Annotated in this window: 18 protein-coding genes; 5 read left to right on the forward strand and 13 right to left on the reverse strand. The window is 47.0% G+C overall.

Translation table 11 applies throughout. From position 1 onward, the window contains the following. Positions 1 to 6: 6 nt before the first annotated feature. On the forward strand, positions 7 to 639 hold the full coding sequence (locus tag ACQQ6X_RS24865) for an NUDIX hydrolase (protein WP_305167438.1): 633 nt from the start codon (positions 7 to 9) through the stop codon (positions 637 to 639). An 8-nt stretch (positions 640 to 647) separates the two neighbouring features. Here ACQQ6X_RS24865 and ACQQ6X_RS24870 read toward each other — a convergent pair whose 3' ends face one another. Together ACQQ6X_RS24870 and ACQQ6X_RS24875 are read right to left on the reverse strand one after the other, a co-directional pair. After that, a complete protein-coding gene (locus ACQQ6X_RS24870; RefSeq protein WP_305167522.1) occupies positions 648 to 1,436 on the reverse strand; it encodes a TrmB family transcriptional regulator in 789 nt (262 codons plus the stop codon). Between the two features lie 65 nt (positions 1,437 to 1,501). Further along, positions 1,502 to 2,347 (reverse strand): zinc ribbon domain-containing protein, encoded by an 846-nt coding sequence (locus ACQQ6X_RS24875; RefSeq protein WP_137077759.1) that lies wholly within the window; start codon positions 2,345 to 2,347, stop codon positions 1,502 to 1,504. 311 nt (positions 2,348 to 2,658) lie between these two features. Here ACQQ6X_RS24875 and ACQQ6X_RS24880 point away from each other — a divergent pair, with 311 nt between their 5' ends. Then, positions 2,659 to 5,088 carry a UvrD-helicase domain-containing protein gene (locus tag ACQQ6X_RS24880; protein WP_305167439.1) on the forward strand — a complete coding sequence of 810 codons (2,430 nt, stop codon included), beginning with the start codon at positions 2,659 to 2,661 and terminating at the stop codon, positions 5,086 to 5,088. 290 nt (positions 5,089 to 5,378) lie between these two features. Continuing rightward, positions 5,379 to 6,140, forward strand: a complete 762-nt coding sequence (locus ACQQ6X_RS24885) for an SDR family oxidoreductase (protein WP_305167440.1) — start codon at positions 5,379 to 5,381, stop codon at positions 6,138 to 6,140. Between the two features lie 110 nt (positions 6,141 to 6,250). Here ACQQ6X_RS24885 and ACQQ6X_RS24890 read toward each other — a convergent pair whose 3' ends face one another. Both ACQQ6X_RS24890 and ACQQ6X_RS24895 read right to left on the reverse strand, forming a co-directional pair. Next, positions 6,251 to 7,585: an SMI1/KNR4 family protein gene (locus ACQQ6X_RS24890; protein ID WP_326403292.1), complete on the reverse strand. Its 1,335-nt coding sequence runs from the start codon at positions 7,583 to 7,585 to the stop codon at positions 6,251 to 6,253. 320 nt (positions 7,586 to 7,905) lie between these two features. After that, on the reverse strand, positions 7,906 to 8,679 hold the full coding sequence (locus ACQQ6X_RS24895) for a GNAT family N-acetyltransferase (protein WP_430493512.1): 774 nt from the start codon (positions 8,677 to 8,679) through the stop codon (positions 7,906 to 7,908). Positions 8,680 to 9,133: 454 nt separating this feature from the next. Between ACQQ6X_RS24895 and ACQQ6X_RS24900 the strand changes: the two genes are divergently transcribed. Then, a complete protein-coding gene (locus ACQQ6X_RS24900) occupies positions 9,134 to 11,104 on the forward strand; it encodes a glycosyl hydrolase (RefSeq protein ID WP_305167444.1) in 1,971 nt (656 codons plus the stop codon). Between the two features lie 216 nt (positions 11,105 to 11,320). Here ACQQ6X_RS24900 and ACQQ6X_RS24905 read toward each other — a convergent pair whose 3' ends face one another. The 6 genes from ACQQ6X_RS24905 to ACQQ6X_RS24930 form a co-directional block, all read right to left on the reverse strand. Further along, positions 11,321 to 13,000: an ABC transporter substrate-binding protein gene (locus tag ACQQ6X_RS24905; RefSeq protein WP_305167445.1), complete on the reverse strand. Its 1,680-nt coding sequence runs from the start codon at positions 12,998 to 13,000 to the stop codon at positions 11,321 to 11,323. A gap of 38 nt (positions 13,001 to 13,038) precedes the next feature. After that, positions 13,039 to 13,977 (reverse strand): carbohydrate ABC transporter permease, encoded by a 939-nt coding sequence (locus ACQQ6X_RS24910; protein WP_064796667.1) that lies wholly within the window; start codon positions 13,975 to 13,977, stop codon positions 13,039 to 13,041. A 14-nt stretch (positions 13,978 to 13,991) separates the two neighbouring features. Further along, the gene (locus ACQQ6X_RS24915) at positions 13,992 to 14,945 is read right to left on the reverse strand and encodes an ABC transporter permease (protein WP_305167446.1); all 954 of its coding nucleotides are present in this window, start codon (positions 14,943 to 14,945) and stop codon (positions 13,992 to 13,994) included. An 87-nt stretch (positions 14,946 to 15,032) separates the two neighbouring features. Continuing rightward, positions 15,033 to 16,583, reverse strand: coding sequence for a response regulator transcription factor (locus ACQQ6X_RS24920; protein ID WP_305167447.1), 1,551 nt, complete (start codon positions 16,581 to 16,583; stop codon positions 15,033 to 15,035). Further along, entirely contained in the window at positions 16,580 to 18,361 is a 1,782-nt protein-coding gene (locus ACQQ6X_RS24925; RefSeq protein WP_305167448.1) for a sensor histidine kinase, read from the reverse strand. Before ACQQ6X_RS24925 ends, ACQQ6X_RS24920 begins: the two co-directional genes overlap by 4 nt. Before the next feature lie 119 nt (positions 18,362 to 18,480). Then, positions 18,481 to 20,664, reverse strand: a complete 2,184-nt coding sequence (locus ACQQ6X_RS24930; protein WP_305167449.1) for an alpha-galactosidase — start codon at positions 20,662 to 20,664, stop codon at positions 18,481 to 18,483. A 240-nt stretch (positions 20,665 to 20,904) separates the two neighbouring features. Here ACQQ6X_RS24930 and ACQQ6X_RS24935 point away from each other — a divergent pair, with 240 nt between their 5' ends. Further along, the gene (locus tag ACQQ6X_RS24935; RefSeq protein WP_305167450.1) at positions 20,905 to 21,744 is read left to right on the forward strand and encodes an AraC family transcriptional regulator; all 840 of its coding nucleotides are present in this window, start codon (positions 20,905 to 20,907) and stop codon (positions 21,742 to 21,744) included. Positions 21,745 to 21,811: 67 nt separating this feature from the next. Here the strand turns inward: ACQQ6X_RS24935 and ACQQ6X_RS24940 are convergent, their stop codons facing one another. The 3 genes from ACQQ6X_RS24940 to ACQQ6X_RS24950 are packed head-to-tail and all read right to left on the reverse strand — an operon-like array spanning position 21,812 to position 23,960. Then, positions 21,812 to 22,693 carry a MetQ/NlpA family ABC transporter substrate-binding protein gene (locus tag ACQQ6X_RS24940; protein ID WP_305167451.1) on the reverse strand — a complete coding sequence of 294 codons (882 nt, stop codon included), beginning with the start codon at positions 22,691 to 22,693 and terminating at the stop codon, positions 21,812 to 21,814. Positions 22,694 to 22,722: 29 nt separating this feature from the next. Continuing rightward, on the reverse strand, positions 22,723 to 23,493 hold the full coding sequence (locus tag ACQQ6X_RS24945; protein WP_305167452.1) for an SDR family NAD(P)-dependent oxidoreductase: 771 nt from the start codon (positions 23,491 to 23,493) through the stop codon (positions 22,723 to 22,725). 5 nt (positions 23,494 to 23,498) lie between these two features. Next, on the reverse strand, positions 23,499 to 23,960 hold the full coding sequence (locus ACQQ6X_RS24950; RefSeq protein WP_013369209.1) for an S-ribosylhomocysteine lyase: 462 nt from the start codon (positions 23,958 to 23,960) through the stop codon (positions 23,499 to 23,501). Between the last annotated feature and the right edge of the window lie 266 nt (positions 23,961 to 24,226).

Below are 24,226 nucleotides of genomic sequence, written 5' to 3' on the forward strand. Positions count from 1 at the left end.
ACCACCATGACTAGCGAGCTTCTGGATATCTATGACGATGAGGACGACCCCCTGGGCACAGCCACCCGACAAGAAGCACACGCCAAGGGTTACTGGCACCATACCTTTCACTGCTGGCTGGCACGCGACACTTCGACAGGCCGCCGCTTGCTATTCCAACAGCGTCAGGATACAAAGGACACCTTCCCTGGATGCTATGATATTACAGCAGCAGGGCATTTGACTTCAGGCGAAGATATGTCTCAGGCGGCTCGCGAGCTGGAGGAGGAACTGGGCATTCATGTTCCCTTTACCTCTTTAACACCGCTGATGACCGTTCGATATGAAAGTAAAGGCACCGCACAGGGCACCTCTTTTTGGGATCGGGAGGTTAGCTCGGTGTTTGGACTGCTGTCCAACCAGCCCCTGGAAGCCTATCGTCTTCAGCAGGAAGAAGTTGCCGGACTGTACGAAGCAGACCTTGACCAAGCACTGGCTCTGTTTGAAGGCCATGTCCCATTTATCGAAGCCCAAGGTATTACGTCTGGGCCGCACCCGGAAAGAACTCGCCGCCTGATTACACCAGATCAATTCGTGCCTCACAAAGCAGGCTACATTACAGCTATATGCCGGGCTCTGATGGAACTTCCCTCACAGTAGTCCTTATGCTATTCTCCGGCTGACATATATTTGCCGATAATGCCTTCATACCGCCAGCCATACCGGGTTGACAGCTCACTGCCCATATCATGCTCCAGCTCATACAGAATAAGATCCTGAGCAAAATGATCCAGCAGCAAACCTGTCATCACCGGATGCTCGGTTATAAGCGCCTGTGTCGGGCAATTCTCTCCCCGCATCCCCAGCATGCACCAACGCCGATCAATAACAAAAGAAAACTTGCGCCCTGACGGTTCCTGATCTTCCGTACCAGACGTACTCGGTAGCCACGGTTCAAGCATACTTTCACCGTTGTCACAGGACCATAGCAGACGCACACCCCGACTCTCGGCTTTTTTCAACGCCTCTCGCAGCAATTCGGCTTCCTCGCGCCACAAATTCAATACAATCTCGTGCTTGGCTCGCTCCAGCTCACGTGTCAGGCTTTCCAGTACCTTCCGGTCACCTTCCACGTTATAAAAGGTCGGTTGGGCTGGTTCTGTTCGTGGCATTTCCTTCTCCACCGCCAGCAGAGATGCCCGCATCTGCCCTTCGATTATTCGGGTCAGCTCACCCGGCGGCAGCATGCTGTAGCGTACAGGTTCTCCCGCGCTGGCTCTGAGATATCCCTGTCCGGCCAAACGCTGCAAAGCTGCGTACACGTTGGAACGCGATGCTCCCAGACGCTTAGCCACTTCATAGCCGGAAGCCGCATTTTGTCTCGAAAGCTCGACCATCACTTTGGCTTCCATCTCTGTAAAACCCAGATTCCGCAGATGTTGCAGCAGACGCTCCATATGTTCTGTTCCCCCTATGCTGCCCGGCGTTATGTCTGTGCCCTGCGGCAGCCTGTTCGGCTGCGTCAAATCTGTTCAGCTCCACAGCGCGGGCACCATTTGGAGCCTTTAGGTAGTTCCGCTGTGCAGATTTGGCATTTTACATTTTCACGTATTTGTGTAGACGTCATTGTTGGCTTCTCACCCAAGGAATTATTGGCTTTCCAATATCGAATGCGCTCGTCCAGCTCCTCCTGACGCTCGCGCTCACGTTCCAGTTCTTCAAGCCGGCGGTGTTCTTTCTCCAGTTCCTCCTGACGACGGCGCTCCCACTCTTCGTCGAACGCCGCTTTTTCTTCTGGAGTAAAATCAGATACCGTGTAATTGCGATCTAATCCCGTTGGGTCATGCGTTTCATGCTGCTCATCCTGTTCATGCCGATCGATGACTTCATCTTCTGCATGCTCCATGTAAACAGGCGCAGCATCCTTCACTGCCTCTGACTTGCGCAGATCAAAAGAATAGGCGTCTGCTGGCACCTCCTCCCGCACAGCCGCTACTTGCTTGGAGGCTGTCTGCCCTTCATTCAGCTTGCGTCCGCATTTGGGGCAAAAGTTTGCATCCAGCGGCACAACTGCACCACAGGTACATAAATGGGCATTTTTCAATTCTGCAATTCTGCTGCGCAGCTCATCAATTTCATCCTGAAGCTCATCACAAGCTGTGGATAGCTGTGTCATCTCAGTTTCAGCCACGGACATATCGGATGCCCGGTAGCCCTCGTAAAAGATTTGACCCATTCGTAAGAAATGTACATCCATTTCCTGCTGAATCGTTGTAATTTGTGAATTGATCTTACTAATCTCGACAGCATGCTGCGCCTTTTCTGTTGCGCGATTAGCGCCTTCCTTTATACGTTGAATCAGCTTCATCTTCATTTCCTCCCCATATCCAGCCGGATTTCACAGTACCGTCCGTATATCCTAAAGTTTTTTTCTGTTGGCAAGCCTCGAACTCCTGTATAATGGAATGCGGTCCTATCGCCTATTTGAAGGCTATAGGCATTGGCGTCAGCCTATTAACATTCTGACGCTCCAGCTCTAGATCCGCATGAATTCAGCACCATTTTAGTCCATAGTCTTGTTCTTATCATCAACTCAAGCTGACTAGAACTCTATCATACCAAAAACTACCCCCATTTGTGAAAATGGAAGATTTTAAGAACGAAAGGGGTTTCAGGATCATGAACCCAAATCCTGCTTTTTACCCCCGACCCATCGGGGTTCCTTATTCAACGACGATCCCTCAGGCACGTCGAGCTTCTATGGATACCAGTATAACGCTGGTGCCCGACACCGACCAAGACGCGACTTTTTTCCGTGCTATAGAGAATGCGGGCATTCATCTGAACCGCCCGCAAATTCAGGCCGTACGCCACGGTAAAGGCCCGCTTCTGACCCTGGCAGGGGCTGGCTGCGGCAAAACCACGGTGCTGGCGGCCCGTGCAGGCTACCTTATGGCGATGCGGGATGTCCCTGCATCGTCCATCCTGCTGGTGACCTTCACCAGCAAGGCCGCTGCCGAAATGAAGCTGCGCATCGCCGGATTACCCGGTGTGCGACCTACCGCTGCACGTGCAGTACAGGCGCGTACCTTCCACTCGTTCGCTCTGGCGATGCTGCGTCATCGCGGCGTGCAAGACGAAGTGTTCGGTGAAACGCAGGCTCAGCATACCGTCATGAAAATGATGCTGCGCCAGCTTGGACTGAGCGAGGCTTTCCAGCCGGAAAGCCTGTTGTCCGCCCTCTCCGCCTGGAAGGCGGAGGGTCGTAGCGCAGACGAGCTGCCGGAAACCATCCGCGAGGAAGCGGATGCCAAGCGTGCCATGCTCGCCTATGAAGCGTGGAAACGAGAGCGCAATAAGATGGATTTTGACGATATTCTGCTGCGTGCCTCCGCGCTGCTGCGTGACCCGGATGTGCTTCAGCCGCTTCAACGGCGTTTTTCTTATATCATGGTCGATGAATTTCAGGATACGAATGCCTTGCAATATGATATGGTGCAGCGATTGGCTGCGAGGCATCGCAATCTGATGGTCGTCGGAGATGATGACCAGACGATCTATACCTTTAACGGCGCACGCCAGGAATCCATTCTAGAGTTTGATAAGGTCTATAAAGATGCAAAGGTCATTACCCTTGATATCAATTATCGCAGTGATGCGCGCATTCTGGGGCTGGGCTCCAACATCGTCGCTAAAAATGTCCATCGACGCTCCAAACGTCTTGCGGCTGCCGGACGTGAGGGCTTGCCACCGCAGTTTGCGACTCCATCCGGACCTGAGGAAGAGGCGGGACATATTGTTACTCATCTACTCCAGCAGGTAGAGGAAGGTCGGCTTCAATACCGGGACATCGCCATTTTGCACCGAACGGCCAGCGGAAGCCGATCTATTTTTGAGCAATTGATTATGCGGGATGTTCCTTTTATTCAGTACGGAGCAGGGACCGTGTTTTACGATCAGTCTCTGATTCGTCCTTTAATGGACCACTTGCGTCTGTCGCTGAACCCACGACGAATGGAATCCATTCCAAGCACCCTTGGACCGCTGTATGTCTCCCGTGAGGCTGGGATGGAATGGATTATGCGCGAAGAGAAACAGCAGGCTAAAAAATACCCGCTAATCCACCTCAGCCGCTGGGATCGACTGCGTGATTTTCAGCGTGAACAGGTAAAAGAACGCATTCGTCTGATTCGCAGTCTTGCTACTATGAAGCCAGCCTATGCCATTCAGGAAATGCGGCGTGTCTTTTATGACAAATATTTGGAAAGTGGCGATACGGGCGCGTGGACCCATTATAAGGAAACGATGCAAGAAAGTCTGGAGGAGCTCGAAACGGCAGCCAAGCGATTTGACACCGTGGAGGCATTCGTCAGCTTTGCGGACGAGCTTTCCGAACGCCACCGCCAAATGGAATCGCTCCGCAGAGAGGAAGACAGCGATGCTGTTCGGCTCATGACGATCCACCGCGCCAAGGGACTAGAGTTCCCTTGCGTATATTGGATCGGGGCCAGCGAAGGCATCCTGCCGCACAGCTCGGCTCTACACAGCGAGCTGCCGGAGGATCGTCGGGCAGGTGCCGCCCCAGCAGTGGCCGTGGATAACGAGGCCGCGCTCGAAGAAGAGCGCCGTCTCGCTTACGTGGCCGTTACCCGGGCGAAGGAGCTGCTATACATCACCTCCCCCGCCTCCAATCACGGCAAGCCTGCCGCCGTGTCGCGCTTCCTGCTGGAAGCCTATGGGGTCACCCCTGAGGCTTCCAAACTAGAAACGCGCCGCAGCAGCTTTGGCCAACCGAAGGCTTCCGGGTATGGCAGCCGGAGCGGCGGCGGTGCGACAGCGTCTGGGACCGCAACCCGCGTGAGCAGCAGGTCGGGAGCAGCTCCCGCCGCCGCTACAGCACGGACGACCTCGGCGACAGCTAGGTCACAGACAGAGCCACGCGTCAATGTGCCTGTGTGGAAATGCACGGACGCCGCCTGCAAGGCATGGATGCGGCGCGACACCGTAGGTGGGCGCCGCACAAATTCGGCCAGTGCAGACACGCCGCCAGTGTGTCCGCTCTGCTCCTCCCCCATGACGGAGGGAACGCGCAGCATCCCGGCCAGATAAGTGCGGGACGTGTAGCTAGATAGAGCTGCGCTTCCACTGTTCCCGTCATTTACGGTCCGATTAGTGCAGATCTATAATGAGATTTAAAAAAAAGCACTGTCGTTCATTTTTCAGCAGCCTGGCGAAAATAAATTTTAGACAGACTAAATAAAATAAAAAACGGTAGACTAGGATACAAAAATAAAATCCTGGTCTGCCGTTTTTTAATATATCATTTTATCTAAGGAACCCTTCATTCATTCCAGATAAAATTTCGTTGATGACTGAATTCTAAAAGGAGAGAAAACTTAATGAAACTTTCAGGAAATACAATACTCATTACCGGTGGAAGTACTGGAATAGGATTAGCTTTTGCGGAACGATTTTTAAAAGCCGGAAATAAAGTCATTGTTTCTGGACGGCGTGAACAGGTACTTCAAAAAGCAAAAGAGAAATTGCCTAACCTCATTACTCATGTAAGTGATTTGAATATGGAGTCCGAGCGTATAGCATTGTCGGAGTGGGTAACTGCCAACTATCCAGAAGTAAATGTGTTAGTTAACAACGCCGGTATCCAACAACGTTTTAATGTGTTAAAAGCGGATGCAAAAAACAATTGGGATTATTTCAGCAAAGAAATTACCACTAATATTGAAGCACCTTTCCATCTATCCATGCTATTCGCTCCATATTTTGCAGCAAAAGCAGAGGCGACTATCATTAACGTCACTTCTGGGTTAGCTTTTACGCCGTTTGTGATTGCTCCGATTTATTCAGCAACAAAAGCGGCCCTTCATTCATTTACAATCAGCCTAAGACACCAACTTTCTGATACGTCTGTAGAGGTAATTGAAGTTGTCCCGCCAGCAGTGAATACAGATTTAGGTGGAGCAGGGTTGCATACGCATGGAGAACCGTTAGCTGACTTCGCAGATGGAATTTTCAAAGGATTAGAAGAAGGAAAAATAGAAATCGGATATGGTACCTCTGTGCCTCGCTTACGCATGTCACGAGATGAAGTCGACGAACACGTAGAAAATATGTATAAGGCAACGAAAAATTCAATAGAATAGCTCGCTTATGGGGCAGTCCTTTTGCGGGATTGCCCTTTTTTCACTTCGCTTTTTATTGATTTACCTTGTAGATTGACTGGCACGGTATCATCATTCCCAAATCTCATTTCTTACGCTTCGTCCTTGTCAAAATAATCATCTGGCAAATGCAGTTCTCGCAAACAACCGATAAATTTTTCTTTGAAATTCGGATTCCTTTTATACTCCGACCATACCGACTTATAATAAGGCAGCAACTTCTCATGTGGAATAATGCCCCAGTATAAAATCGAGTTTTTCAGAACCTGCGGGTCGCCTCCCTTCAACATCTGTTCAATAATCTGCCAGCTTTCCAGCTTGTTCTCACAACTGCGCGTGGCATAGATGGCCGTGGTTTGCATGTTCAGTTCGGCATGACACAGAAAAGGCGCAAAGTTCTGGAGCGTAATTGCATCGTAATCCTCCAAGATATACCCTGCATAACGCAACGTTTCTACGTCGCGAATTCTGTCAAGTCTTTGCAAGATCAATGGAATGAATTCCGTTAAATTCGCTGTTTTTCTGGAAGCGTGTAGAATCATTAAAGCTTGCAAAAACTCCTCATGTTCATCCGATTGCAACAGCTCCAGAATATATTTTCCACCCGTATCAAAAGAAGTTTTACAGATTAGCCGAATGGATGTGGCCCGATTTTTTGGGCTTTGCTCCACAATATTTTTCAGAAAACCAAGGGTTGGCTGCGAGACTTTCTTAAACTTGAACATAGCCTCAAGTGCTTTGGCTTGGGTTTCTTCGTTTGGAGTGCTCTGGTAAATCTGGATCAGCGCATTCTCATCGCCTGGCATTCGACTGCCAAACCACCCGATATCATAATCCAGAATAATTTCATCCAGCCAGCGCTCGTACCAGTCCAGAAAGCTGTCTTCATAGACAAAGAAAAAGGGATGATCGGGATAAAAACCGGAGGTGTACACAATTCTCCCCCTGTGTTTGCCTTCAAGTACGAGATACATGTCGTATTCGCAGCCTTGGGTGCCTATGCACAACATGCCGCCCAGCACCTTATTACGTGCGTCGTCGTATTCCTCATCGGGGATGTCCTCATCCGAGGTCAGAGGTTCCGTCAGATGGTTCCATTCCTCTTTGGTCATCCCGGGATACAGAACGGATTTTGCCAGGAGTGCCTGGCGCTCGGTGTAGGAAGTTGCCTTTTCAATTGAATAAATTCCATAATAGGGACCGGCGCCTCCGTTGCCGATTTTCGTTAAAAACTGTGCATAAGGCTCAGGAAGGGTGACCTGATTATGGGCTTGCCAGTCCGCCAGCGCTTTAGCTGGAAGTTTCTCATTGACCTTATATTGATGTGAGGATGCTCCAAACACCGAGAAATCCGTGTCTTGGCGCATGGCCTGATTCAGTTTGTTTTTTATTCGATCCAGTTGCGTTTCGTTCTTCCCAAACCACAATGGAAAGTGATCACGCATAAAATGAGTTAACGTATCCTCTAAATTTTGATGCTGTTTCATATATTGAAACAACATGTCCGACGTGAGCACGATTTTAGAGTCTTCGATACTAATAGTCCAAGACAGTGGCTCCTCAGGACTATAACTAAATTCAGTAACGATGCCGTATGCTACACCTAATTTATCAACTCTCTTGTGTAAAATTTGATGGATCTCACCAGTCAGTTGATGAATATTAATATCATTCTGTTCCAAGGCCTTCTTCCTCCTTCGTTGTACTTGTCAATCGACTCGCGACATCCGGCCTAGTTCGTCAACCACTAGGATAGTTTAAAATCAACCATCGTCTGTTCAGCCGTAACCTCATAGCCTAAGCTTTTGTAAAGATGTACAGCAACTTGGTTCTCCTTCAGCACTCCCAGATAAACATCTGATGCAAGCGTTCTGCCCAGTTTGGTGAGTTGGCTCGTTAAGTGCTTTGCTAGTCCTTTTCCTCTGTGAGCAGGGCTTGTATATATGTTTCCGAGCTCCACGAGCTTAGAATCATAAAAGTGGAAGCCGCCTGCGGCAATCAAATGACCACATTCCTTGATCCCGAAGAATGGATATTGTTCGAGTTCGCTCCTTGTAAAAAATTTCATGCCCCCACTTCGTAATAAATCCACTATATCTGGAACTTCGTTTTTCTTAATTAACTCAGCCAAGTTAGAATCAAGCAGTTTCGATTGATCTGTATGCTTCATTGTTAAGAAACGTTGTGGGTTACCAGTTATGAGCCCCTGCGACTGAAAAAGTTGTAGGTCACAATCACACAGGATTGTACCACAAACGGAATGTTGCTTAAGTTGAATGGTTTCCTTCGTAAAAGCAATAAGAGCTGGAAAGTTAAGGTTTTCTTGGTTTAGGCAGTGGAAAGAAAATGCAGGGAAGGAGAGCCCGCAAAAGTATGCTAAAACCGCCGTCAGCTTGTCGTCTACATATTGACCAACGAATGTAGCCTGCTCCTTACGTTGAGTTAAATAGCTATAGAACAACAAGTGTTGGTCTCTATGGATCTGGTCCGTTAATTGATTAATAGCTTCGTTGGTAAGCAATCGATGAGAAATCATGCATTAGTCCCTTTCATTGCCATATGGGTAGTATTCCTATTGGCATGATACCACAAATTAAAACGATCCTTCCTACTTATCCCATATAGCCTTAAAATCCTGAGTTCTACTTCTCCAAAGTTATGAAGGTTGTTTGCCTCCTGAGTATGAAAATCCATAATTTAAGGATGATTTTTTCCGAAATTCATTGTATAGTTCCTGCCTCGCCTCTAATTTATGATGAATTTAAAGAGAGGTGAGGCACTAAAAACAATGACAAATATTGAAAACGCATACAAGTAAAGAAAGAATGCTTAAAAGTGCAAGCTGGTCCCTAATTACCTGTCATCGATTACTTCAAAGTGTACTTCATATGTACACTCTATTGAAAGCGTTTTCCGGAATATGTATTGCAGATCAATTGAGGCGGCAACATCTAATAATTCAAGGAGTGAGTCATATGCCATATCCATGGAAAAGAAGGTTTTTCGGTATTCTCAGTTTTGTGCTCTTATTCTTTTTGTTGGTATCTCTCGATTTAGTTCCAAGCTTAGCAAAAGCAGAATCAACTCACTTGGTCACCGATGTGGATGGTCGAACGGCGATGAATGCAAGTCAAGGTTTATCCACTAACGGCAGCCCCTTTTCTACAGTCGTCAGCTCCAAAGAGGCACTTCTTCAAGGTTACGGCGTAGAAAAACGGGATACACCCTATAACGGCGATACGTTTTATAAAGGTGATGGCTATGTATCCTTCTTTTATGACTATGACTCAAACTCTGGGAAGTCTGATGGAACGGCTACATTTAAAGTAAACGTGCCTACAGCAGGTCTATATAGACTGAGCCTCGGCTACTACATTCCGGCGGGCACCGGCTCCAAGGATACCAGCATCGAGGTCAATGGCACCATGACTGAAAACATAACGCTGGCTGCTCCTCCAAAAGGTGCATCGATGAATGAGAAAGTGGTAACCAAAATCATGCTGAATGCTGGCACCAACGAGCTGACTTTTTCAAGAGGCTGGGGATATTACGGGATCGAGTATGTAAAGGTTGAATTCGCCAATCTGCCTGCTGCAATCAGCAAAATTGAAGCCGAAGAGGGAGCCATAACTGGTGAGGTCAGCATAGAAGCGACTGATACGGGGTATTCTGGTACCGGTTACGCAGCCATTAAGGGCACAGGTTCGCTAACTCTTGCCTATAACGCAGCCTCGAGCGGACTTTACAATCTTGCAATCGGTTACAGTAACCCCACTGGAGATAAAAAGACCCATTTGGTGGTCAACGGCCAGACCAGCGAAATATCACTCCCGGCAACAGCAAGCTACACAGAGGTATCCGGCGGTAAACTTATGCTGAATTCGGGAAACAACACGATACAGTTCAATGTCGACTCAGATCGATTTCATCTTGACTACGTCAAACTGTCAGCAGTGTCCCCCCCTAAACTGCATCAGATTGAGAAAAAGCCGGTAAACCCGAATGCGACTGCGGAAACCAAGGCACTCATGAGGTATCTCGTCGATAGTTACGGTAGCCATATTCTTTCCGGTCAGCACACTCTGGAGGATGCCCAGTGGATTAAAGACCATACCGGAAAGTACCCTGCTATATTATCAACGGACATGATGGATTATTCCCCCTCTCGCGTCGAGCATGGTGCCACCTCAACTGAGGTGGAAAAGGCGATTCAATGGGCCAAAGAAGGTGGAATTGTCACGTTCGCATGGCACTGGAATGCCCCCAAGGGACTGCAAGATATTCCGGGTAAAGAATGGTGGCGCGGATTTTATACGGACGCTACTACATTCGACGTCCAATATGCGCTAAATCATCCCGAGTCGGAAGAGTATCAGCTTATGCTGCGAGACATCGATGCCATTGCTGCTCAATTGAAACGGCTCCAAGATGCTCACGTTCCAGTGCTGTGGAGACCGCTGCACGAAGCGGAGGGCAAATGGTTTTGGTGGGGCGCCCAAGGACCAGAGTCCGCCAAACAACTGTACCGTATCATGTACGACCGCCTAACACACTACCATCACCTGAACAATCTGATCTGGGTATGGAACTCCGAGAGTCCTGACTGGTATCCAGGAGACGATGTCGTCGATATTGTAAGTGTGGATATCTATAACCAGGCGGCTAATTATAACCCAAGTATCGGCAAGTACGACAGCTTGGTAAATCTCGTGCAAGACAAGAAGCTGGTTGGTCTGTCCGAAAACGGCCCGATTGGCGATCCTGAATTGCTTCAGGCATATTCAGCGCATTGGCTCTTTTTCACCACATGGACGGGCGATTTCGTCCGCAACGGACAATATAATTCACTCGATCATCTCATAAAAGTGTTCAACAGCGATTACGTGATCACGAGGGATGAGCTTCCCCAAGACCTATTTACTTCGTCCAAGAATGAAGTAGAGTAAGGCGCTCGTAACGTATCCGTAACTGTACTGTCCCATCCAGCACCATGAAGAAGCGTAGAAGCCTGTCTCTAAAAAACATCAGCCATCCTAGAAAGTAACCGGGGTGGCTGATGTTTGTACTTTGCACAAATGTAGTCTAGGACAAGCCATTATGAAAAGGACCGTCTCCTCTCCAATTGGAAAGTGGAAACGGCCTCGTCTTTTATGCAAAACGAATTAGTTGGAAGACCATAGCTTAATCCGGTTTTGAATATGCTTGGTAAAGGATTGTTCCATTTCTTGCACTCCGGCTTTCTCCAGCTCTGCCATATAGGCATCCCAAACCTTATCGAAGTTTTCCGGCTTGGTCATGACCGCTTCCGGAATTCGTTTCCATGTAATATCCTTCATCTTGGCTCCGAGAATAACAGCCGGATCATCATTGGGGAGAGACATCGTGTAGGCTGCTCCGTATGCTCTCGGTTGGAATTCTTCTTCTTTTGGGAAAAGATCTTTCCAATGATCGATTTTATAGGCTTTCAGGACTTCCTTCTCCGACTTGTTATAAGTTGCTGTCAGCATCTCCGGATAACTGCGAGTAAAGTAGTTGCCGGTGGAGTCCTTGATGCCATCACCATAATGGACCATCAGGTTCCAATATAGACCGATTCCGGACTCCTTTTGGAAAGCTGCATTGTCATTGTTCATCCGTTCCAGCACAGCCGGAATAATCGTCCGCTTGCCGTCTTTAACCGTGTAATGCTTTCCTTCAATTCCCCAGTTATTCAGGACTTGCCCCTCTTCCGATGCCAGAAAGTCGAGGAACTGGATAGCACGTACCGGGTCCTTGCACTTGCTAGAGATCGAGATTCCATATCCACCATCAAAACCAGGAAGCCAGAAATTGGTATCCTTATATTCCTTGCTCATGGTGACTGGATAATGACCGTACGTTTGGTCGAATTTGCCTTCCGCCTTGAGCGCATTTTGTCCGTCACCATAGTCCCACTCTGGATCGGCCAAGCCCAGTACACGTCCTGAAGCTACTTTTGCCTTAAACTGGTCTGTCTTCTGTACGAAGCTTTCTGGGTCCAGCAATCCAATGGAGTTCATGTGATTCAACCAGCGGAAATATTCCTTTTCTTCCGGTCGGCGGAAATGATAAGTCGCTTGATGTGTTTTTTGATCGATGAAGTATTCGCCATCGTCTGGTCCCCCGGTCGTTTGAAATCCTGAGTTCGTGACCTGGTACATATGCCAATCGTCAGCATTTAGGGACAATCCGATATTTTTGTTGCCATTTTCGTCCGTCGGATGCTTGGTGATATAGTCCTTAATGACTTTTTCAAAATCCTGTACCGTACGAATGTCCGGGTATCCCGCTTCCTTGACGACACGATGCTGGAGTTTAAATCCTACGTCAGGTTTGATCTTCTTTTCCTCAACAGCGGACCAGGTCGGAATCACATAGATCGATGGGTCATCCAAACTGTACTTTGTCCGAACAAGCTTGTCACCCAGCATTTTTTTGATGTTCGGTGCGTGCTTGTCGATCAAATCCGTTAGATCAATAATTGCACCAGCATCGACAAGTTTGCCGACATCCGCCTTAGCAGCAATTAAATCAGGATAGTTTCCTGTGGCTGCAATCAAGGAAATTTTTTGGACCGGGTCGCCGACAGCGAATTCAGCATCTAGAGTTACTCCCGTTTTTTCAGCGATGACCTTACCGACTTCATCCTTCATGTTATTCCAATTGGTGCTGGAGTCTTCCGAGAAATAAGTAAGCGTGATGTCTCCTGTTGTTACGGCTTTGGTAGCCTCAGACTCTTTATTACCGCCGCATCCTGCGAGCGTCGCGATTAAAGTCAGTGACATTACGAAAGATACGACCATTCTATGTTTTTTTGGCTTCATGGAGCAAAACCTCCCATTATAATGAATGTTGCCTCGTGTTAGCTTTTTACCGCTCCAAGCGTCATACCTTTAACAAAATATTTTTGTAGAAAAGGATAGACGATAAGAATCGGCACGGTAACAATGATGGTGATTGCCATTTTAACGGATTCCGGTGAAACCTGTGCCATACGCTCCGCCATATTGGCAGCGTCTTGGGAATTGGTTGCGCTTGTTGTAGTACTTTGCAGAATTTTCATCAATTCATATTGCAGGGTCGTCAACGATTCGTTGGACCCATTAAACAGATAAGTATCGAACCAAGAGTTCCATTGTCCTACTGCCAAGAAGAGCGCTACGGTCGCTAATGCTGGTTTGCAAAGAGGAAGAATAACGCGCCAGTAGATCGTAAAATCGTTGGCACCATCCAGCTTGGCTGATTCCTGTAGCGCATAAGGCAGACCGTCAATGAAGGAACGAATAATGAAGACATTAAACGCACTTACAAGACCTGGTAAAATATAGACAGCAAATGTATCAATTAAATGCAATTCCTTCATCAGGATAAAACCTGGAATTAACCCTCCTGAAACATACATGGTGACGGCCAGAAAGATGGAGATGAACCTTCTAGCTTGAAAATCACTTCGTGCAAGTGTATAAGCAAGCATCGAACCGCTGACCAGGCCCGCTACGGTGCCAATGACGGTTCGTAGAAAGGAGATCTTGAACCCAGTGATTAACCCCTCATAGGTGAAAATCAAATCGTAATTCTTCAGAGTAAATTGCCTTGGCCAGATGGTGATCCCACCTCTAATGGTGTCTACCGAATCGTTAAAAGAGATAGCTAGCACATTTAAGAACGGGTAGATCGTCAGAACGGTGACCACAATCATGAAAACATAAACAACTACCCCCAGGATTCGGTCTTGTAGTGATTTCGCCTGAAGCTTGTTGTTTAATCCGCCGACCGGCGTAGTGCTTTTGACAGCCTCCATGTCCATTCTCCTCCTTACATAATGCTCTCGTTGGTATAGCGCTTAAAGATTCCGTTAGCCGCAAACAATAGGATCAGGCTTATCACCGAATTGAAGATATTAATGGCTGTCCCGAAAGAATAACGTCCCATCGCCAGACCATAATTAAGCGCATACAAATCTAGTACTTCAGAGTAATCGATGACCAGGTGATTGCCCAGCAGAAATTGTTTCTCGAATCCCGTACCGAGCAGATGGCCAATAGACATAATCAGGAGAATGATAATGGTCGACCGGATCCCCGGCAGCGTAATGTGCCACATTTGTTGTAATCGGCTAGCGCCGTCCACCCGCGCAGCCTCGTATAATTCAGGACCAATACCGGCGATGGCAGCCAGATAAATAATGGCGTTCCAACCGGTTTCCTTCCAGATGTCTCCGAAAGTTACAACCCACCAAAATAATTTACCTTGGGCCATAAACTGGACTGGCTGATCGATGATGCCTAGACCCATGAGCACATCGTTTACGACACCGCCATCCGCTGAAAGCATTTTGGTGACAATGCCTGCAGCAACTACCCATGAAACAAAGTGCGGTAGGTAAGATACGGTTTGAACAAATCGTTTTACAACCTGAATACGAACCTCGTTAAGCAGTAGAGCAAAGACAACGGGTACAATAAAACCAGCAATCAGTCCCATAAGGCTCATTGCCAGTGTATTCCGCAGCACTTGGTAGAAATGTTCATCTCGGAACAAAGTACGAAAATGCTCCAGGCCTACCCACTTCTGTTCAAAAAAGCTCAAACCGGGTCTATATTTCTGAAAAGCCATTGTCCAACCCCATAGCGGCAAGTATTGGAAGATAAAAACCCAAACAACAAACGGAATGGACATGTAGTAAAGATACCGCTGGCTTTTAAATACCTCCCAAGCATTCCTCTTTTTTTTGTATGTTTTTTCCGAAACCGCTGTTACCGCTTTCATTTCTGTCATCCCCTCTCTTAAAATCCATCATAAGACAGAGAGGAGTCAGCGCCCATACAACGGATTTCGGAGAAAATCATCCACAAATTATGGATTCCTATATTCCGACGGTGAACGGCCTTCATACCTTTTAAATTTGCTGTAAAAGTAGTTGACGCTTGTATAGCCGACGCTTTCGGCGACCTCGTATACTTTCATTCCCTGACCCAGCAGTTCCTTGGCCTTTTGGATACGGACTCGGTCCAGATAGGTATTAAAGTACTCTCCCGTCTTGTTCTTAAAAAGCTGGCCCAAATAGGCGGTACTATAGTTTAGCAGCCCGGCTAACGCTTCCAGTCTCAGGTTGTCTGCATAATGCTTGTGAATGAAGTCGATCATTTTTTTGAATTCCTGCTCCTTTCCACGGGATTCAGAGTCTTGCGCCAATGTTAGCAGGAAACGGTGGGTTTCTTCCAATAGATCATGTAGATGATCATGCTGGTAGATCCCATTCAAAAAACGGGAAACTTCCTCCGTCTCTTTCAACTCAATACAAAAACCCGCGGTCAGCTTGTGAATGATCGCATTGGATAGAAAAAAGAACGACTCTTTGATCGACTTCTCGTCTTGCCCCTGTTTGAGAAAAAATGCTGCCGTCTCGTTCAATAACGGCAGTATGGCGGCTTGGTTTCCTACTTCCAGACTGTAATACAGGCGGAAGATGAATTCCTCCATCGTATCCTCAGCTTTATCAGCAGACAATCGGGGGGAATCAAGCGCAGGAGAAAAGAAAGGATACGGACCTAGCAGTCGATTCTTCTCGCTGAAAAAGGATTGTTTTACCGCTTCCTGGGCCTTTAAAAAAGATTTATAAATATCTTCAGGAGCAGATACGGCCCCTCCGGTTGCAGCGGCGAACCTAACATTATCCGCAACACTATGAATCTCATTGTGCAGAATTTCACGCCGTTCTTTTCCGCGCAGCGGCGCGTTGAGCAACAGGACTGTATACGGGGGGATTACTGTAACAAGCCCCATCATCTGCCCCTCGATCTTTGCCTTCAATCCGTTCGAAAGCTGGTATGCGACATCTGAACGGTCCACTTCAGAAACACGCGGGTAGACGACCACGACTTCGTAGCTGGTCCATAACAAACCCGCTTCTATTGCTTTACTTCTCAACTTGGCAGGATCCTCCGTTTTCTCTTGAGGGACAAGCAGACTGTGCAGGTATAAATCGCGATTTATACCCTCTCTCTTACGCCATTCCTCTTGAAGGCGCTCCTCTTCGATCCGCTCGCGTATCTGTTTTAAACTGGACGACATTTCATCAATGTCGACTGGTTTAAGGAGATAGCCGAACACCCCGTATTTAATCGCTTGTTTGGCATACTCGAAGTCGGCATATCCACTAAGGATCATAAAATGCATATGATGACCGCCGGATCTCAAGTGCTCGATCAACTGCAGACCATCCATAACTGGCATGCGGATATCGACGATTACGACATCAGGAGCTTTTTCCTCGATGACGCCCAACGCTTCTTTTCCATTGGCTGCCGTAGCTGTAACGATACATCCGAGACTTTCCCATGGAATCAGCGTTTGAAGCCCTTGGCGAAGCTTCGGCTCATCGTCAACGATGACTACCTTAATCATGCGGATTCACCCCCAGGTATGAAAAACTGTATACAAGTGCCTTCCCCAGGCTCACTCTCAATATGTAAGGCACTAGAGGTCCCATACAGTAAGACGAGACGATCATTTACGTTTCGTAGTCCAATTCGCTGGACCTCCTGTTCATGTACGGATGCAGCAAGCTCTGCTCGTACAAGGGCGAGACGATCGTCCGTGAAACCGGCGCCGTTGTCACACACCATAACTCGAACCCCCTCCGGGATTTTCTTAACTTTCACTTCAATAACAGCTCCTTCTGCTTGATTATCCAGACCATGTACAATAGAATTCTCCACCAATGGTTGGATAATCAGAGGTGGAACCAACGTTTCCTCTACATCCGGATCAACCGTTAAGCGATACTCCAAACGGTCTTCATACCGGAATTTTTGAAGATCAAGATAACAGCATACTTGCTCAAGCTCTTTACGCAGTGGAATCTTGTCGTTACCAGCCTCCAGACTGCTGCGCAACAACGCGCTCAACTGCCAGACTGCTTTAGCGATATCGTCCTGTTGGCGAATGTGGGCCTCCATTCTAATCGACTCTAGAGAATTGAAGAGAAAATGCGGGTTGATCTGGCTCGCCAGCATTTTGAACTTAATCTCGTTTTGTCTTTGCTCCACAAGGTTTTTCTGGCGATTCGTCTCTTGGACCTCCTGAACCAGATGATTTACGCTGCTGACGAGCGCGTTAAATTCCCTCGATAGTAGACCAACTTCATCTTTTCCGTCGATATGGAGATAGGTTTCCCATGAACCCGCCCCTACTTGGGTCATATGTTTACTCAAGCGAAGAAGCCTTCTGGATAATAGCGAAGCAGAAGCATAGATCAGCAAGGCTGCAAATATCAGGCTAGCCGTGATCGCGATTCCGCCGACCCATATCACTTGATTAGCATCTCGTGTAATTTCAGAAACGGAAAAAACGGAAATGATGCGAAGTCCATTCCAGCTGTTTTGTGGAGTTAGATTGGCGATTACCACTTTCGATGCTTTTCCGTTAATGAGTGTGTTGTAACTTCCTTCCTGTTGGAAAAGTATATTTTCGTCGGCATGAATTTCAGAAAGATTCTTCCCGAACAACTCTGCTTCATTGGACACGACAATCTGATTCCGGCTATCCACGATCAAGGTAGGGAACGATTCCTGATTCAGGATTGAATTTAATTGGCGCTGGTTCACATTTATGACCAGAACCCCTTTTCGCCCTGGTGAATCCACTGAAAATGAACGAATCAGGCTGAGATAATCGGCATCATCCCTCTCATCCTTGATTAAGTTCCAGCCGGCCAATCCTTTCTGCGCGATGGCCTCCTTGTACCAATCTGCGGTTATGATCCTATCATCCGGCTGGATAAATTCCCAATTGTTAAGTGCTCCAGGATTAGGGACATAGACACGGATGCCGGATATCTCTTTGTACAACTGGAGGTAGTCACGAATACCTGTATACTCCCGGTAGGCCTGAATGACTTCGAGGTAGCTGTCATACTTCTGGCTGGCTACCATTTTCATCCGATTGTCATTGGTCAGCCGGTATGAGATGTCCAGCGGCACTTTGATCAATTCTTCTGTACGATTTCGGACCCGCCCAACATTGTTGGACACTTGCATAAAGGCGTCTTTAATGACGGCCTCTCGAAGCTTCCCCGTCAGAAACAGGCCACATAACAACAAGGGAAGAACAGCTACCGAAATGAATGTAAGCGTCATTTTCTTTCTCAGTTTCATGTCATTCATCATTCGTATAAAAAACACGACTTGCCCTCCCCGATCAGTACGCTGATACGCGCAAAATGCCCCTTTTCATACAAAAAGGGGCATAACTCCATCGATTGTTTTTCTCTCTTTTGGCAATTGTACTGTTGTTCTGATCCTTAAGCCTTGCCGGGTCTTATTGCCCGAAGCCTGAACCATCCACTTTCATAGTCTTTCTGTCTGTAGACAAGAGGGAGGCCCAACTTCATAAGCCGATCCCCCCCATGGATAGACTTTTGCCCGCTATTTCCTGACTGAACTTCATATTCGAGTTCTGGATTTAGTCCGTCAAGACGCAGAGCTCGCCAAGGCGCGTTCGGGACAGCCATCACTTGGAAATAGTAGACGACGGCATCCTCTTGGTCTTCAGAAACAAACATCCAAGCCGATTCGTTATCTTCAAACGGACTCTTTAGGCGATACAAGTCACCTTTCTGTACTAAGCCGCGTATCTGCTTGTAGACTGCGATTTGGCGTTTGACCGTCTCTTTTTCGTCATCAGTAAATTTCGTGAGATCAAGCTCATATCCAAAATTTCCGGACATGGCCACATCACCTCGAAAATCAAGGGGGGTTATGCGTCCAACTTGATGATTCGGAACGGCCGACACATGCGCTCCGATGGCGCTTACGGGATAGACAAGGCTGGTTCCATATTGAATCTTCAGGCGTTCCACCGCATCGGTGTTATCACTAGTCCAGACTTGAGGCATGTAGTAAAGCATGCCTGGGTCAAAGCGTCCTCCGCCACTTGAGCAGCTTTCAAAAAGAATATGCGGGAAATCGGTAGTGATGCGCTCCAGCAGCTCATACAATCCAAGAACATAGCGATGGGCAGTCTCGGATTGGCGCTCCGGCGGCAGTTCGGCGGAACCCATTTCTGTTAGACAGCGATTCATATCCCATTTCACGTAAGAGACCGGGGCGCTGGAGAAAATGGCTGCCAGCGAATCGTAGATGTAATCGCGCACTTCCTTGCGAGTATAGTCCAGCACCAGCTGCCATCTGGCTTCGCTACGTCTCCGCCCTGGAACATGAAGACACCAGTCCGGATGTTTCCGGTACAGCTCACTGTCTGGGGAGATCATCTCCGGCTCGAACCAAAGCCCGAATTTAAGTCCCAATTGATTGATACGTTTCGCAACATCCGCGAGTCCGTCTGGTAGCTTCCGACGATCCTCATACCAATCACCGAGAGACGAATTGTCAGAATCCCGTTTGCCGAACCAACCGTCATCCAGGACGAAGAGTTCGATGCCTAGCTCTGCCCCCTCTTTCGCTATCGATACCAGCTTATCTGCATTGAAGTCAAAATAGGTAGCTTCCCAGTTATTGACCAAAATAGGGCGTTCTTCATCCCGATATGTCCCTCGGCAAAGCCGAGTCCGATACAAACGATGATATGTACGCGACATTTCTCCCAGCCCTTGACTGGAGTAAACCATAACAGCTTCTGGCGTTTGGAAGCTCTCCCCTGGGTTCAGTAACCATGAAAAGTCAAAGGAGTTTACACCAATGCTAAACCGTGTAGAGCCAAATGAATCTAATTCCGCTCCCGCCTCAAATCCCCCGCTATACACAAGGCTAAAGCCGAATGCCTCACCATGATGCTCCGTTGTCTCCTGCGTGACCAATGCAGTAAAAGGATTAAGCTGGTGACTGCTCATGCCCCTTTTACTATCAATTCGGGTTTCACCTTGCAAAATCGGTTTGCGGGTAATATTCCCTTCCCGGGCCCATGCTCCCGAAAGATACATGAACTCTAAATCGCTTTTTCCCGAGAAATCGACACTGGCACTTAGCGCACGGAGGAGTCGAAGATTTTGTTCCCCCCCATTACTCAGACGAGCCGAACGGGCAATTACATTTCGATCCTTAAAGACAGTGTAAAGAAGAACCACTTTAAGACCTGAAAAGGCATCTTTTAATTCCAGTTCCAACGTATCCGCTTCAGCTTCATTCTCGGTATAGACGGCCGGAAGGCCGGGTAAAGCTGGCTTCCCTTTGATGATCCGGTAACCATCATACTTTAACTCCGTGATGCGAGTTCCATCCTCCAGTTCTACTTGATACGCCGGGGTACGGAAGTCCCCACTTCCATACTGTGGGTATTCTTGCGGCAGCCGATCCAATCCAGCCGTCGCGGGAGTGTGAAGCAATAGATCAGCCATGGGCTCACGGTGCTTCAACCTGTCTCCCCAGTATACATGCACAGGAAATCCATCGACAATCTGAATAATATAACTCATGCCAGATGACTGTAAATGAAACAGCCCCGGTTGCTCTTGAACAATGATACCCATTGGGAAAATAACCCCTCTCATAAATAGTAATCATCAGATATCCACACCTAAAAAGGCACTCAGAAGAAGCATTTTGTAACAGTCATCAACTAAGTTCATATGGTGTAAAGCTTGATAAGATACAATAATATAGCAGTAGGTTCTACAGAAATCATATATTAATTTTAGATATGAAGTACATGGCATGGTGCTCACTATTTATGTTATAATGCTTGATAATTTACATAAGGGGATTTTACCGTGATAGAGTATTTGCCACGTAGTAAACAACACTCTGAATTGTATCTCACTCAGTTTGGCATAGAGGAATGCATACCCAGTCACTTTTTTGGACCTGCGATAAGAGATCACTATTTGCTCCATTATATTTTGGACGGAGAGGGGATCTTTGAGGTCGGTGGATTCAGCTACCGCCTGCGGAAAGGACAGTGGTTTCTAATCTGCCCGCAAGTCATCACTTATTATCAAGCCGATGCCATAAACCCTTGGTCTTATTGCTGGTTTGGCTTTAATGGGACACTGGCAGAAACACTTCTCAGGCAAGCGGGCCTGACGATGACGTCACCAATCCTCTACTTTGAAGGAGACCATTTGATTTATCAGTACTTGCAGCAAATGAACGAATCAAGTGAATGCCCTAAGGGTCGGGAAACCAGACTGACCGGGCTGCTTTACTTAATGTTATCAGAGCTTATAGAGTTCAGTCCGGCAGCGTCTTCCGACCAAAAGGAAGGTCGGGCAGAAATTTACGTTGAAAAAGTGAAGGACTTTATCGAAATGAATTATGCTCAGAAAATTACCATTGAGCACATTGCACATTTTATCGGTCTCAATCGAAGCTATTTATGTTCACTATTCAAACAACGAGTAAACACAAGCATTCAGGATTATTTGATTCGCTATAGAATCAACAAAGCCTGTGAATTGATGGGAAACGCTGAACTTTCGATAGGCGATATTTCCCGTTCAGTCGGCTACAATGATCCTTTACTCTTCTCAAAAATTTTTAAAAAGATAAAGGGGTTCTCCCCCAAGCATTACCGAGCCGAAACTCATGCTCAAACCCAAAACGACTACTGAAATTACGAATAGAAGCCTCAAACGAACAAAAGAGGTCAACCAGAAAATCTGGCTGACCTCTTTTTGTTTATTTTGCAGTTTGTCCTTCCAAATAAGAAACAGGCTCTTTAACCTCTACTTTGGTGCCGCCAAATTCATCCTTAATGTACTTTTGAGTATCCTCGTTATGATAGAGATCTGCTAACTTTTGTAGTCCCTTATCATTTGCCTTATCGGATGAAGTAGCCAGAACGTTAATATTGTTCTTTGTCGACTGACTGATCTCTTCATGGAACAAGGAATCTTTCAGTACATTCAGACCGCCTTCCAAAGCAATCGTGTTCCCAATCAACACCAAGCCTACATCTTGAATCACGCGCGGACCTGTTTTATCATCGATTAGTTCAAATTTCAGGTTTTTAGGATTGCTAGTAATATCGTTGACTGTACCTAAGGCATCGTCAAAATCAGGTTTAAGCTTAATTAAACCGGAGGCTTCCAGCAGCCTCAAACCTCTTGCTGTATTCGCCGGATTGTCCGCCAAAGCCACCAACGCTCCGTCGGTCACTTCATTAATGCTCTTGAATTTTTGCGAATAAATCCCCATCGGCTCCAGATAGGTTGTGGCTATCGCCTTCAAATCGGCTTTGCTCTCTTTGTTATAGCTCACCAGATACGCCCACGATTGGAACGCATTCACATCCACATCGCCTTGTCTCGTCGCATTGTTCGTTTCGATTCCGCCGTTAATCTCTTTGACTTCAATATCCAGCTTGGCATCCTTGGCCGCCTGAGATTGGGCAATATGCCTCCAAATCTGAGAGTCAGACCCCATAGAGCCGATGACTATCTTTTGCGTTTCCGAACCGGAAGCGGAGCTGGAGCCATTACTGTCTGTACTTTTATTGCCGCAGCCTGCGGCTACGAGTAATAAACTAATCCCTAATAGTAAAACGAACGATTTCTTCATGTTGTTATCCCCCAGATCATGCTAGTATGCTAGTGCATCGTCATTCCACCTGTTACATTAATCGCTTGTCCTGTCATATATGCGGAGAGCGGACTTGCCAGAAAGAGCACTACATTGGCGACATCCTCGACCTCGGCGGTTCTCCCCAAAGGTACCTGCGAACAATCTTCTTCATATATTTCCTGGGCAGTCATTCCGCGAATAACGCCCCCTTCAATCCGCTCGCGATGCTTCATCGGCGTTTCTACAATACCGGGACAAACCGCATTCACCAAAATTTGGTGCGGAGCAAGTTCAATGGCCATCACCTTGGTCAAGCCGAGAACCGCATGTTTGGATGCACAGTATCCACCCATAGCCCGATATCCATTTTTTCCAGCCTGAGAAGCAATTTGGATGATTCGTCCAGATTTACCCGCGTCCACCATTTCCTTGGCAAACCGTTTGGATACGACATACAGTCCGGTTGAATTGATCGAAAATACCTTCTCCCAATCAGCTAACTTACTATTAATGACGTAATCCATCGTAGAAGTGCCAGCACAGTTCACCAATATATCAGGAACTCCCGTTTCGCTGATGAGCAAATCGCACCATCTTTCGATATCATCCGGCTTGGATATGTCCAATTGAGTTTCGACCAACTGTGAATGGACCACTCTATACGGCTCTTCATAAGAAATATCAGCAGAAATCACTTTAGCTCCACTTTGAATGAAAAGCTCTACAATCCCTTTGCCTATACCTGACTTGCCGCCTGTCACTACTGCTGTCTGATGAGATAGGTCTATTGAAATCATAGATTTTAAAATACTCTTTTGAAAGGATCGCGGCTAATGCCAGCCTCCAATACAATCTTCACATATTCCTGTGCTGAAAAAAGAGAATGGTCCTTGTAGTTCCCGCATTCCAATGCAGTAACAGCCGGAACTTCTGTCGTTTCCAGAATTCTTTTCAGCGTTTTTTCCAAAGCGAGTGCAATTTCCTCAGGCTCGTGTTCATTCCATAAAATCAAGTAGAAACCTGTTCTGCAGCCCATAGGAGAAATATCAATAATTCCCTTGATTTCATCTCTCAGATACGTCGCCAATAAATGCTCCAGCGTGTGTACAGCAGCTGTTGGCAGTGCATCTTCGTTCGGTTGCAGAAATCTCAGGTCATACTTTTGTACCGTGCTTCCTTTTTCATCATGCTCTACTCCCGCTGCTCTTACATAAGGAGCCTTTACAATCGTGTGGTCTAATTGGAAGCTTTCTACTTTTGCCATTTTCCTCATCCTCATTTTCTGTAATTTTTATGTTTAGTCTAATGACGACTACTCAATACTCGTGCTATTTTTTTAAAAGTTTAATGCTTTAAATCAGCATTTTTGCAATTATACATCGGATTACTCGGTTTTACCACAATAATTATTATTTTGTTTTTCATTTCTTTGTCCGCCTCTCCTTTGCCTGTACGTTTTGACATAGTGTACAATATATACGGTAATCCATCTTTACGAAATAGATCGAGGACATCGTAAGCCTCATTTAG

It is taken from the genome of Paenibacillus ottowii (assembly GCF_050516475.1).
In the GTDB taxonomy this organism is placed as follows: Bacteria; Bacillota; Bacilli; order Paenibacillales; family Paenibacillaceae; genus Paenibacillus; species Paenibacillus ottowii.

Bases quoted from the DNA above. Each gene is read 5' to 3' on its own strand.
- ACQQ6X_RS24865 (WP_305167438.1), top strand. From the start codon at position 7: ATGACTAGCGAGCTTCTGGATATCTATGACGATGAGGACGACCCCCTG.
- ACQQ6X_RS24870 (WP_305167522.1), bottom strand. From the start codon at position 1,436: ATGGAGCGTCTGCTGCAACATCTGCGGAATCTGGGTTTTACAGAGATG.
- ACQQ6X_RS24875 (WP_137077759.1), bottom strand. From the start codon at position 2,347: ATGAAGCTGATTCAACGTATAAAGGAAGGCGCTAATCGCGCAACAGAA.
- ACQQ6X_RS24880 (WP_305167439.1), top strand. From the start codon at position 2,659: ATGAACCCAAATCCTGCTTTTTACCCCCGACCCATCGGGGTTCCTTAT.
- ACQQ6X_RS24885 (WP_305167440.1), top strand. From the start codon at position 5,379: ATGAAACTTTCAGGAAATACAATACTCATTACCGGTGGAAGTACTGGA.
- ACQQ6X_RS24900 (WP_305167444.1), top strand. From the start codon at position 9,134: ATGCCATATCCATGGAAAAGAAGGTTTTTCGGTATTCTCAGTTTTGTG.
- ACQQ6X_RS24905 (WP_305167445.1), bottom strand. From the start codon at position 13,000: ATGAAGCCAAAAAAACATAGAATGGTCGTATCTTTCGTAATGTCACTG.
- ACQQ6X_RS24910 (WP_064796667.1), bottom strand. From the start codon at position 13,977: ATGGAGGCTGTCAAAAGCACTACGCCGGTCGGCGGATTAAACAACAAG.
- ACQQ6X_RS24915 (WP_305167446.1), bottom strand. From the start codon at position 14,945: ATGAAAGCGGTAACAGCGGTTTCGGAAAAAACATACAAAAAAAAGAGG.
- ACQQ6X_RS24920 (WP_305167447.1), bottom strand. From the start codon at position 16,583: ATGATTAAGGTAGTCATCGTTGACGATGAGCCGAAGCTTCGCCAAGGG.
- ACQQ6X_RS24930 (WP_305167449.1), bottom strand. From the start codon at position 20,664: ATGGGTATCATTGTTCAAGAGCAACCGGGGCTGTTTCATTTACAGTCA.
- ACQQ6X_RS24940 (WP_305167451.1), bottom strand. From the start codon at position 22,693: ATGAAGAAATCGTTCGTTTTACTATTAGGGATTAGTTTATTACTCGTA.
- ACQQ6X_RS24945 (WP_305167452.1), bottom strand. From the start codon at position 23,493: ATGATTTCAATAGACCTATCTCATCAGACAGCAGTAGTGACAGGCGGC.
- ACQQ6X_RS24950 (WP_013369209.1), bottom strand. From the start codon at position 23,960: ATGGCAAAAGTAGAAAGCTTCCAATTAGACCACACGATTGTAAAGGCT.